Source organism: Halomonas sp. OfavH-34-E (assembly GCF_024124525.1).
GTDB lineage: Bacteria > Pseudomonadota > Gammaproteobacteria > Pseudomonadales > Halomonadaceae > Halomonas > Halomonas litopenaei.
Map to the genome: position 1 here is coordinate 1 of NZ_JAMXRY010000083.1, position 11,729 is coordinate 11,729.

At 66.1% G+C, this 11,729-nt stretch carries 9 protein-coding genes; 3 read left to right on the plus strand and 6 right to left on the minus strand.

What is annotated here, in order from left to right; all coding sequences use genetic code 11:
• Positions 1–401: 401 nt before the first annotated feature.
• On the plus strand, positions 402–1,895 hold the full coding sequence (locus tag NH448_RS22360) for a PLP-dependent aminotransferase family protein (protein ID WP_045991945.1): 1,494 nt from the start codon (positions 402–404) through the stop codon (positions 1,893–1,895).
• Positions 1,896–1,912: 17 nt separating this feature from the next.
• Here the strand turns inward: NH448_RS22360 and NH448_RS22365 are convergent, their stop codons facing one another.
• Genes NH448_RS22365 through NH448_RS22375 form a run of 3 tightly spaced genes read right to left on the minus strand, consistent with a single transcriptional unit; the run spans position 1,913 to position 6,022 of the window.
• On the minus strand, positions 1,913–2,893 hold the full coding sequence (locus NH448_RS22365) for a GTP-binding protein (RefSeq protein ID WP_052704285.1): 981 nt from the start codon (positions 2,891–2,893) through the stop codon (positions 1,913–1,915).
• Positions 2,883–4,502 carry an amidohydrolase gene (locus NH448_RS22370; RefSeq protein WP_045991944.1) on the minus strand — a complete coding sequence of 540 codons (1,620 nt, stop codon included), beginning with the start codon at positions 4,500–4,502 and terminating at the stop codon, positions 2,883–2,885. Before NH448_RS22370 ends, NH448_RS22365 begins: the two co-directional genes overlap by 11 nt.
• A complete protein-coding gene (locus NH448_RS22375) occupies positions 4,502–6,022 on the minus strand; it encodes a sodium/glutamate symporter (protein ID WP_222569192.1) in 1,521 nt (506 codons plus the stop codon). Before NH448_RS22375 ends, NH448_RS22370 begins: the two co-directional genes overlap by 1 nt.
• A 117-nt stretch (positions 6,023–6,139) precedes the next feature.
• On the opposite strand from NH448_RS22375, the gene NH448_RS22380 reads away from it, so the two are divergent.
• Positions 6,140–7,042: a LysR family transcriptional regulator gene (locus tag NH448_RS22380; RefSeq protein ID WP_045991943.1), complete on the plus strand. Its 903-nt coding sequence runs from the start codon at positions 6,140–6,142 to the stop codon at positions 7,040–7,042.
• Between the two features lie 102 nt (positions 7,043–7,144).
• Here NH448_RS22380 and NH448_RS22385 read toward each other — a convergent pair whose 3' ends face one another.
• From NH448_RS22385 to thiO, 3 genes are all read right to left on the minus strand, one after another.
• Positions 7,145–8,593 carry an FAD-binding oxidoreductase gene (locus NH448_RS22385; RefSeq protein ID WP_253029490.1) on the minus strand — a complete coding sequence of 483 codons (1,449 nt, stop codon included), beginning with the start codon at positions 8,591–8,593 and terminating at the stop codon, positions 7,145–7,147.
• Positions 8,594–8,626: 33 nt separating this feature from the next.
• The gene (locus NH448_RS22390) at positions 8,627–9,019 is read right to left on the minus strand and encodes a nuclear transport factor 2 family protein (RefSeq protein ID WP_045991941.1); all 393 of its coding nucleotides are present in this window, start codon (positions 9,017–9,019) and stop codon (positions 8,627–8,629) included.
• Positions 9,020–9,141: 122 nt separating this feature from the next.
• The gene (thiO, locus tag NH448_RS22395) at positions 9,142–10,332 is read right to left on the minus strand and encodes a glycine oxidase ThiO (RefSeq protein ID WP_045991940.1); all 1,191 of its coding nucleotides are present in this window, start codon (positions 10,330–10,332) and stop codon (positions 9,142–9,144) included.
• A gap of 213 nt (positions 10,333–10,545) precedes the next feature.
• Here thiO and NH448_RS22400 point away from each other — a divergent pair, with 213 nt between their 5' ends.
• Positions 10,546–11,595 carry a MoxR family ATPase gene (locus NH448_RS22400; protein WP_045991939.1) on the plus strand — a complete coding sequence of 350 codons (1,050 nt, stop codon included), beginning with the start codon at positions 10,546–10,548 and terminating at the stop codon, positions 11,593–11,595.
• Positions 11,596–11,729 lie beyond the last annotated feature (134 nt).

An 11,729-nucleotide genomic window follows, 5' to 3' on the forward strand; every position in this document is an offset into this window, starting at 1 on the left:
GCCGCCACCAGCGGGCGTGGGCCGAAGCGCCGGGGCGAGGCGGCAGCGCCGATGGCCGCAGGAGTCATGTTGCGCGGGGGCGTGGTACGGAGGAAAGGGGACTTGGTGTGCATGCGGAACTCCCATCATTGTTGTGCCGCTTAAAGCGGAATCTTGTTGCGGGTGTCACATCTTGATCGTCATTGGCTGGCGAGCGCCGTCAGGTCCGACCCGCCATGTGACTCACTCTCCCCCGTCGAGCATCGACGCCATAGGACCAGTGGCCCCACATCGATTGGGCCAGGCACCCGCGAGCCCTCGACAAGACGTCGACGCTGTAAGATCGTAGGCGGGCGTGGCCGCCAGGCCTGGGCCACGCCGGAACTCGTCCAACAACCACCATCCGGGAACCCGTCGTCGGTATGAGCGCCCCCCTGTTTCGACTCGACGCAAAGCGTCAGGAAAGCCTTCAGTGCCAGCTTCGCGAGCAGATCGCCCACGCCATCCTCGAGGGGCACCTGCCCACCGGTGAGGCGCTGCCTTCGAGCCGCAAGCTCGCCAAAGAGCTGGGCGTGGCCCGCAACACGGTGATGATCGCCTACGAGCAACTCCTGGACGACGGCTACCTGGTCGCCCGGGAGCGCAGCGGCTACTTCGTCAATCCGGATATCCTCGCCGGACGCGTCACGCCCCCGGCCGACATCGCCCTCCCAGCCGCCAGCGCCACCTCCCACTCCGGTACAGCGACGCCCTGGGACGAGCTGTTGACGATGCGACCCTCGCGCCAGCCGACCATCGTCAAGCCGGCCAACTGGCTCGACTACGACTACCCCTTCCTCTACGGCCAGATCGATCCCAACCTGTTTCCCACCCAGCACTGGCGGGAGTGCAGCCGCGACTCGGTCAGCGTGCCGGCCATCCGCCGCTGGTCGGCAGACCACCTGAGCGAAGACGACCCGCTGCTGATCGAACAGATCCACCAGCGGCTGCTGCCCCGCCGTGGCGTCTGGGCCCGGCCGGAGGAGATCCTGATCACCGTGGGCGCCCAGCAGGCGCTATGGATCACCGCCATGCTGATCCTGGGGACGGGTCGACGCTTCGCCATGGAGAACCCTGGCTACGTCGACATGGTCAATATCGCCCGCACCTTCACCGACGATATCGTCGCGGTGGACGTGGACGACCAGGGCCTGGTGATCGATCAGCGCCTGGCCGATTGCCACCTGGCCTACGTCACCCCGAGCCACCAGTCGCCCACCGGCGTGACCCTGCCGATGCAGCGCCGCCGCGACTTGCTCGACAGCGCCAGCGCCAACAACTATCTGGTCATCGAGGACGACTACGAGAGCGAGACCAACTTCGTCGACAACCCGACGCCGGCACTCAAGAGCCTCGATAGCGATGGCCGGGTGATCTACGTGGGCAGCCTGTCCAAGACCCTGGCGCCGGGCCTTCGGCTCGGCTACATGGTGGCGCCCCCCGCCTTTATCGCCGAGGCGCGCGCCCTGCGCCGGCTGATGCTGCGCCACCCCGCCACCAACAACCAGCGCAGCGTGGCGCTGTTTCTCGACCGCGGCTACCACGACGCCCTGCTGCGCCAGATACGCCAGACCTACCAGCGCCGCTGGCTGTTGATGCGTGACGCCCTCGAGTCCCACCTGCCCGAGCTGCGTATCCGCTCCACCTTCGGCGGCTCCTGCTTCTGGCTGGAGGCCCCCGCCGACACCGATGTGTCACTGCTGAAACGGCTTGCCGAGGAGCACAGCATCCTGATCGAGAACGGCGAGGTGCACTTCCTGACCCCGGCGCCTCGCCCCACCCTTAGGCTCGGCTTCTCGGCCATCGACGAGACCCGCATCGAGCGTGGCATCGAACGCCTGGCGGCCCTGCTGCCCCAGGCACGTCGCACCAACTGAATCCGGGAGGCGCTGGACTAGCGCCCGATCGGTGCCATCGGCGCCGTATCAGTCTCGCTGTCGAGCTGCGCAAGCTCCTCCATCAACCGGGTAAAGCGTTCTCCCCGACGCCCGATGCACACCAGCACGGCGCCGGTGGCGGGCGGCCCGTGGCTCTGCCAGGCGAGGCGCTGCCCGCTCAACTGCAGACTTCGCCATTCTTCCCCGTCCGCCAGCCGACAGCGGACAAAACCCTTGGCGCGAAACAGGCAGTCGCGGTAGCGCTCGAGCAGCACTTGCAGCTCCTCGGCCACCAGGGAGTGGCGAAGGTGCAGGGTGGCATCGGTCAGCCCCGAGTGTCGGGCACGCACGGCGAACGGCTCCGCCGATGCCTTGGCGCCATTTCCCTGCCAAAAGGCCGGGCCAGAGGACGTCGTCCTGGACGACGCGGGAGCGACTTGTACCGGCTCTGTCGCCACCGCCGCACCAGGGGCGAGCTGGCCCAGCCACCCGAGCAGCTGGTCGCGCGCGCTGTCCTCTTGGGGCAGACGATTGACCAGCAGACGATGGGCGGCGTGCACCTGGGCGCGCCATAGCTCCCCCACCTGGGCGTCCAGCGCCAGACGGCCAGCCTGGCTCGCATCCACCAGTACCACGATATCGGCAAGCTCAAGCCCCGGCGCCAGCCTGGCGATATCGGCGATCCGTTGAGGATTGGCCACGCCGCTGGCCTCGATCAGAATTTCCGTTGGCCTGGCCTTGAGTCGCAGCGCCTGGGACAGCTGCTCGGCCAGGGTGCCCCCCAGGGTGCAGCAGACGCAGCCGTTGGACAGCGACAGCACTCGATCATCGCGGTAGTCGATCGCCGCTACATCGACGTTCACCTCGCCGACGTCGTTGACCAGAATCAGAGCATCCTCGATATCCCCCGACGCCAGCCGACGGTTGAGATAACTGGTCTTGCCCGCCCCCAGGAAACCTGCGATCACCGTCACCGGCACCCGATCATCACACCTCATGCACCTGTCCTCCCGACACCGTGGCGTGTACCCGGATGTGTCGCAGATCCTGTGCTGAAACTTGCAATGGGTCGTCGTCCAGTACCGCCATATCGGCAAACTTGCCGACGTCCAGGCTACCCACACGGTCGTCCATGCCCAGCGTGATGGCAGCGCCCAGGGTGATCATTTCCAGTGCATCTTCCACGCTCACCGCCTCATGGTGACCCAGCGTCTGGCCACTGGCGCTCTGCCGGTTGACCGCACACCAGGCGGTGAACAGCGGCCCCAGCGGGGTCACCGGCGCATCGCTGTGGATGGCGGTGACGATGCCCAGTCGGCGGGCCGAGGCCAGCGGCTCCAGGCGCTGGCAGCGCGTCGGTCCCAGGGTGCGTTCCAGGTGCACATCACCCCAGTAGTAGAGATGATTGGCGAACATGTTCAGGCACAGTCCAAGACGGGCAGCGCGACGTAGCTGGGCATGGTCGATGATCTGGCAGTGCTGCAGGGTATGGCGGTGATCGAAACGCGGCCACAGGGTCAGCGCCTCCTCCAGGGCGTCCAGCATCAACTCCACGGCCTCGTCACCGTTGGTGTGAATGTGCAGTTGAAGCCCCGCCTGGTGGTAGGCGTGTACCAGCGCCACCAGTCCCTCTGGCTCGGCGTTCCACAGCCCGTTGGGATGACCGTCATGGTAGTGGGGCCACTTCAACCGCGCGGTATAGCCCTGGATCGAGCCGTCGGTCATCAGCTTGGCCGGGCCAAACACCAGCCGCTCATGGCTGTGGCCCATCGCCGCCTGGAGCCGCGCGATGCCCTCCTCGGCCGACCACGCCAGCACCCCCATGGCCGGCACCAGGCGCACCGGAAAATCGGCCTCCCGGGTCACCTCGACCATCGAGGCGATGGCGTCATCGCTCAAGGGGTTGTACAGATCGGTGATGGTGGTGACGCCCTTGGCCGCCGCGATGGCACCGTAGCGCCTGAGCACCTCGGGTGACGCCACCGCCTCGAACAGATTCCTGCCAAGGGCATCGAACACCACGAACATGGCGGCCATTTCCTGGAGCTCGCCATTGGGCTGGCCGTCCTCGTCGAGCATGATGCCCTCGACCCGCGGCCCCTCGCTGATGCCGGACAGTGCCAGCATGGCCGAATTGACGGTCATCACGTGCAGGCTTGCGTGCAGCACCACCAGCGGTCGATCTCCCACCGCCTCGTCGAGCTGGTGGCGATTCAGGCGCTGGCCGGGAAAGTAGACCGGATCAAAGCCCCAGGCGACCAGCGGCTCGCCCGGCGGCAGGCTATCTGCATGCTGGCGCAGCCGTGCCTGCATCTCGGCGACGCTCTTCAGCCCCGGCCACTCCTTGCCCTCGGCATCGACCCGACTGAAATACCCGAGATAGAGGTAGTCCCACATGGCGCCTTCCAGGGCGTGGCTATGGCCTTCGACGAAACCCGGCAGGATCACCTTGTCGGCAAAGCGATCATCGATGCGGGCGTCGGGCGGCATCGCTTGCGCATCCCCCACCGCCAGGATGCGATCTCCCTGCACCGCGACATGGGTCGCCTCGGGCTGGGACGGATTCATGGTCAGGATGCGTCGAGCGGGATAGACGGTGATGCTCATCAGGAGGCAGCTCCCTTGCTGATGGTGGGCGAGGAGGCGGAGGCTGAGTCTGACTGGGCGGCGGCATGGCCTTGGGTGGGAACACCCTCGGCCCAGCCCGACGAGGGCGATGAGGCTCTGCCGTGCCGCCCCCACATCAGCATCAGCGGGATGCAGGCGATCAGGGCGATGGCGGTGCCGCCGAACACCAGCAGATAGATCGCCGGCGTCAGCGACGGCACGATAGGAGCGAAGATCATCAGGATGTGCAGGTTGACCACCACGATGGCCAGATTGAAGAAGGCCAGCTCCTTGGGCACCGAGGTGGAAAAGTCGGCGTCCATCATGCGCAACAGCAAGAGCCCGGTACCGGTGGAGCCACAGCAGCAGCCAAACGAGGTCACGGTACGCTCTGGTCCCAGATTGCCGCTCAACCGCCCGATCAACAGACAGCCCACCAGGGTGGCGATCGTCACCGTCACGGTCACGGTCACCAGCAGGATAGGCGCCAGCAGCGCGTAGAGCACCGCGAACTGGATGCTCATGAGGGTTCCCACCACCATGAAGTCCACCGCGCTGCCGGTGATCCGCTTGAGCGTCTCGTCATCGACACGGTGGGAAAGCCCGAGCCGATCGATCACCATGCGCATCAGCACGCAGACACCCAGCCCGTGCAGAAAGAACAGGTTGTGGCTGAACAGCACCCCGACGTTGATGCCGAACGGCGAGGCATTGCCGATGATGCCCTGCACGAAGGTCAGCCACAGGTGGGTGATCACGTAGGCGATGGCAAGCAGGCCCAGATGGTAGGCCAGCGAATCCAGATTGCCCGGGTGCGACACCATGCGCCCCATCCCGGGAGCCTGCTGGTTGCCCTCGTCGTCGCCCGCCCGGGTAAAGAAGCCCAGGCGAAAGTTGTCATCCAGGCGCGAGGCACGATTGGCGTTCAACCCCTTGGTCAGGTAGCGCCGGGCAAGCGGCACGCCCAGGGCAAACGCCATCAAGAATCCCAGTGAGGCATAGATCAGTCCCACCTGGGCGGCATTGGCGATGCCGTACTCGGTCTCCCAGATGGTGCCGTAGGTCAGCGCCTGGCCCGGCCCCTGGGTAAAGCCGTGGGTCACGATGGCTCCCAGAAATCCGCTGACGTCGCTGCCGGTCACGGCGTCGTAGCCGGTCACCACCAGAAAGCCGATGGCACCTTGCATGCCCAGGCTGATGCTCCAGGCAAGCGTCAGCCAGAGCCCGCCGCGCACAATACTGCCGCCACCACCGGGCGCGTCCTGGCGACCACCCCCGGTAAGGCACAGCGACATGAAGCTCAGGGTGAAGAAATGAAAGGTCAGAGCGGTGAAGTCGGCGGGTGAGTAGCCCGGCAGCAGATCCAGCGAAAGCGCCAGGAAACCGATCAGGCCGCCGACGATGCTGGCCGGAACCAGCGAGGCCCGAAGCCAGCTCAGCCGGCTTCTCAGCTGGCTGCCGACCCACAGCATGAGGGCAAGCAGCGCGAAGGCGATCACCCCGTGAAAGGAGTCTTGCATGATGGAGTCACCTCGACGTTGTCGTTGTTGGAAGTGAAGCGAACACTTCCAGCCTAGGCACGCCATCGTTGCGCGTATAATATCATTTAACGTTCACTTGATACCTGTGAGGCATCAATGCGCATCGAGCTTCGCCACCTTTACGCCTTTGTCGCCGTGGCCGACAGCCTGCACTTTCGCCGCGCCGCCGAGCGTCTCAACGTCGCCCAGCCGGCGCTGAGCCGCACCATCGCTCAGCTCGAGGACGCCATCGGTGAAGCGCTGTTCGTGCGCAACAATCGTCAGGTCCGCCTCACCGATCCGGGACGCATCATGCTCGAGGAGAGCCGCCAGATACTGCGCCAGGTCGATGATGCAGTGCTCAAGACCCAGCGAGCGGGCCGTGGAGAACTGGGCCGGCTGGCCATCGGCTACACCGACTTCGCCATCACCGGTGAGTTGCCGGCACTATTGGACGACTTTCGCCGCCAGAATCCGGACATCCACTTCGACCTGAGCTTCGGCTCCACCGCCCAGCAACTCGACGAGTTGACCGAGGGACGCCTGGACTTCGGCTTCGTTACCGGCCCGGTGCTGACCCCGGGGCTGCGTTCCCGCCCCATCCAGCGAGATCGCTTTATCGCCGCGGTCGGTGACAACCACCCGTTGGCCGGGCGCAAGAGCATCCGGCTGGAGGAGTTGGCCCGGGAGCCGTTCATTCTTGGCGCCCGCAGCATGTGGCTGCACTTTCGCCAGATGCTCGAGCAGATCTGTCGGCAGGCGGGCTTCGAACCCCATGTTGCCCAGGAGACCTTCAACAGCGAGACCATGTTTGCCTTTGTCGCCTGCGACTTCGGCGTCACCGTGCACCTGGAGTGCGCCACCAACTATGTGCGCAAGGGCGTCACCCTACTGCCGCTGGAGGGGGTAAAGGAGTGCCTGGTCACCGAGGTGGCCTGGCGGGAAGACGGCGTGACAGCGGTTCAGCAGGCCTTTCTCGACCGCCTCGACAAGATGCTGCCACCGGAGGAAGTGAAGTAGCGGCAGCACCCGCCGCAGCACCATAGACATTGAAAAGCCGCGACCCCAAGGTCGCGGCATCGTCGTGAGGGTTACCCCTATCCAGAACGGGACCGATCAGGTTCAGAGCACCTCGTCCTTGAAGTAGTAGTAGCGATAGAGGAAGCGCTGGCCGAATCGGCGAAAGGGGGCGAAGGCCTCCGACTCGATACGTTCGCGCAGGTTGGGAAAGGGCAGCTTCGAGGTGAAGATCGGCAGATCCAGCGACCTGCCCTCCCCTGCGATCCACTGGGCCAGGCGCTTGCCGGCCTGGGCCGAGTACATCACTCCGTTGCCGCCATAGCCCAAGGCGTAGTAGACGCTCTCCTTCGGGTCCGGCTGATGGATGCGCGGCATCATGTCGTGGCTGACGTCCACCCAGCCCCACCAGGAGTAGTCGATCTCGATGCCGGCGAGCGCCGGGAACTTGCGCTCCAGATCGCCCCTGAGTACCGCCGCGTAGCGCTCCCTGGGGGCATCGCGGCCGCTGATGGCGCTGCGACTGCCGATCTGCACGCGGTTGTCCGGCAGCAGCCGATAGTAGTGGCGCAGGATTCGGGTGTCGGTCAGCACCTGTCGGGTGCGGAAACCGGTTGCCTCAATCTCGGCCTCGGTCAGCGGCCGAGTGACCATGGAGTTCGACAGAATCGGCAGCAGCCGGTTCTTGAGGTGGGGGCTCAGCTGACCGGTGACGTAGCCGCCGGTGGCCATGCCCACCGCCCGCGCCTTGACCACGCCGCCTGGCGTGCGCAGATGGTGCACGTCGCCATGGGTCTCCCAGCCAAGCACCGGGCTCGCAGGGTGGATCTTCACCCCCAGGGCGCGCGCCTTGCGATGGTAGCCGAAGGCCAGCTTGGCGGCGTGGATACCGATGCCCTCGGGCTCGTGCATGGCGCCGGCCGCCTCGCTGTCGCCCACCCACTCACGCTTGACGGTGTCGCCGTCGATGATGCGAGCGTCGTAGTCGAAGGTCTCGCGCAGAAGCCGCGCCTCCTTCTCCAGGCTCGGCATCACCCTATCCTTGTGGGCGATATACAGGTGCCCGCCGGGCTGCGGGTCGCAGTCGATATCGGCGATCAGCGACTTGAAGGTCTGCATGCCCTCGACACACTCGCGGTGCAACTTGAGCGCGGTATCGAGGCCATAGCGCTGGATCCACTGAGACCGCTTGAGTCGCCCCGAGGCGCATTGGGCCTGGCCGCCATTGCGGGTGCTGCATCCCCAGCTGACGCGGTTGGCCTCGAGCACCGTGGCCTTGATGCCGTAGCGCTCGGCCAGAAAGATCGCCGCCGTCAGGCCAGTGAACCCGGAGCCGATGATCACCACGTCGGCGTCGGTGTCCGCCACGATCGGGCCATCGTCGGCCGGGGGCTCGCCGGCGGTGGCGATCCAGTAGGTCGGCGCATAGTCACAGCCGGTACCGACCTGCCTGGCGGTCAACGGGTCATAGGCGGGATCATAGGGGGCCTGGGCCGGAGTGGCCCGGGCGGCATCGTCCGACGAAGCGGCCAGCGGGGTCTGTAGATCCAGCATGTCGAAGCTCCCGAGTCAGGTATCCGAGGTCGCTCAGCCGTTGTTGACCGGCGTGGCGGGGCGCTGCTTGCGGTAGGCGTTCTTCACCGCGATCTTGCCGTCACGGAAGGTGAAGGCGTCGATCATCCGCGCCTCGGAGCGCATGCCATCGGCGGTGGTGCCGCTATAGGTGCTTTCGCTGTAGCCGCGATCTCCCACGACCTGATGCACGCCGTCGAGCCATTGGGCGTCCGGCGCGTTTTCCCAGGCGGCACGCAGCCCGGCGCGAACCTCCTGCTGACCACGAAAGGTCTTGCCGAGCAGGTCTGGACCTGCGACTGCATGAAATTCGCAGTCGTCGGTCATCATCGACATCACCGCATCGATATCGTGACGGTTGAGGGCGTCGGCGAAGTCGGCGAGAAACTGGGCGTCGGGCTGGCTCATGGTGAGACTCCTTGTTATTGGCAGCGCGGGCGGGGTGTCGCCCACGCTGTGTCAGCAAAGTGGTGGCGAGGCGCAGCGCGCCTCGACTCACCTTGAGCCTATAGGGGCCGGTCGTCTGCCACTTAGCACCAGTTGCCCGCCGTCGATTGGGCCAGCCCCGACATGGACGTCGAGCCAGGGGTAGAGACAGGGCCCGCCGGCTCTTCGCGCTGGATGCGATAGGGGGCCGGATCCACGCAAGGGGTGCGCCCCAGCATCAGCTCGACGCCCAACCGCGCCGCCGCCGGCGCCAGCACCAGGCCGTTGCGAAAGTGCCCGGCATTGACGTGGAGGCCACGACATCCTGGCACCTCACCGATAAAGGGTATCCCCCCGGGGGAGCCGGGACGCAGGCCCGCCCAGTGGTGCTCGATCGACGCCCGGGCGAGCGCCGGCAGCAGGCGCACGGCACTGCGATACAGCGACACCCGGGCCTCGCTGGTGGTGCGCTTGTCGAAGCCTTGATGCTCAAGGGTGGACCCCACCAGGATGCGGCCATCACGCCGTGGAATCAGGTAGCGCCCATCGGCCAGCACCACCCGCGACAGCGGCCGCGGCGTGCCGGGAGCCGGCCGCAGCACCATCATCTGGCCCTTGACCGGTGCCACCGCCATGCCGACCCCGAGGTGCTTGAGCAGGGCACCGCTCCAGGCGCCGCCGCATACCAGCACCCTGGACGCGGTGAGCACGCCGGTGGCGGTGTCGACGCCCTGGATCTGCCCGGCCACGACCTTGAAGCCGGTCACCTCACAGCCCTCGCGCAGCTCGACCCCCGGATGCCGCTCGAGCCGCGCACGCAGGGCACGGCCCAGGCGCGGATTGCGCAGACTACCCAGGGTCGGCATCCACAGTCCGCCCTCGCCCTGGCGGACCCAATGGGTGTCGGCCAACGCCGGCTCCATTCGGCGGATGGCGTCGGCGTCGATGTCCTCGAGCGGCTTGGCCTGACACCTGGCCCAGCGACGCGCCGCGTCGGCATCTTCCACCGCCAGGTACAGAAGCCCGTGTCGGCTGAACTGAGGGTCGACGCCGGTGGTCTCTCTGAGTTCATCGCAGAGCCCCGGATAGACCTCTTCCGATAGTGCCGACAACGCCGACACCGGGGCGCTGTAGCGCCAGGGGTAGAGTGGCGAGACGATACCGCCACCGGCCCAGGAGGCCTCCCGGGCACAGCGCCCACGCTCCACCTGGGTCACCGAAAGCCCCGCCTCGGCCAACTGCCAGGCACTCATCAGGCCGATGACCCCGCCGCCCACCACCACTACATCGCTCATGCTCGCCTCCTCGCTCGTCTGCCCATGTCCATTCAGCGCCGCTGTCGCGACCGCTGCCACCGCCGTTATCACCGCTGTTATCACCGCCAAAGGCCAATCGTCGCAGCGACACAAGATCAATCAAATCTCATTTTTCGATACAATTTGCGTTATTTTTTAAAACAGGTCTATAGTGACGACACACCTTTCCACCGCGTTTCAGGATTGACGACCATGGCCGACGCCTCACCCCTGCTCGACGACGCCCTCCCCGCCCAGCGTTGGCACAGCGCCCGGGAAATCTTCGGCATCGACTCCGACCTTCAGGTCCCGGTGTTCGAGACGCGCGACGACCATGTGCCGGCCATCGATGACGCCTATCGCTTCAACCCCGACGTGACCCTGGCGATCCTGGCCGGTTTCACCCGCAACCGCCGGGTGATGGTTCAGGGCCTGCATGGCACCGGCAAGTCGACCCATATAGAGCAGGTGGCCGCCCGCCTCAACTGGCCATGCGTCAGGGTCAACCTGGACGGCCATATCAGCCGCCTCGACCTGGTCGGCAAGGACGCCATCGTCATTCGCGACGGGGTCCAGGTCACCGAGTTTCAGGAAGGCATCGTGCCCTGGTCGCTGCAGCGCCCGGTGGCGCTGATCTTCGACGAGTACGACGCCGGGCGTCCCGACGTGATGTTCGTAATCCAGCGCATTCTGGAGCGCGACGGCCAGTTCACCCTGGTCGACCAGAACCGGGTCATCAGCCCGCATCCGATGTTTCGTCTGTTCGCCACCGCCAATACCGTGGGGCTGGGCAACCAGGACGGCCTCTACCAGGGCACCCAACTGCTCAACCACGCCCAGGTGGACCGCTGGAACATCGTCGCCAAGCTCGACTACCTGCCCCGCGACGAGGAAGTGAAGATCGTGCTCGCCCGGGTGCCGAGCAAGGACAACGAACGTGGCCGACGCCACATCGACGCCATGGTGGCGGTGGCCGAACTGACCCGTAAGGGCTTCGCCAACGGCGACCTGTCGACGCTGATGTCGCCGCGTACCGTCATCACCTGGGCCGAGAACTGCGAGATCTTCCGCGACCCGGCGCTGGCCTTCCGGCTATCGTTTCTCAACAAGTGCGACGAGCACGAACGGCCCCTGGTCGCCGAGTTCTACCAGCGCTGCTTCGATGCCGAACTCAGCGAATCCGTGGCCAGTGTGTCGTCAGACGACGATTCACAGGCCAGCGATTCACTGGACAAGAAAGCAGACGCCGGGGAGGCGCCATGAGCGCAGCGGGCGAGGCGGCGCTGGCGCTCGCCCGCCAGCGCCGCCAGCAGTACCTGGAGGAGCTGGAAGCCGCCGTGCTGCGCGCCCATACCGGTGAGCACGACTGGTTCTACGCCGGTCGCAGGCTCTACCGA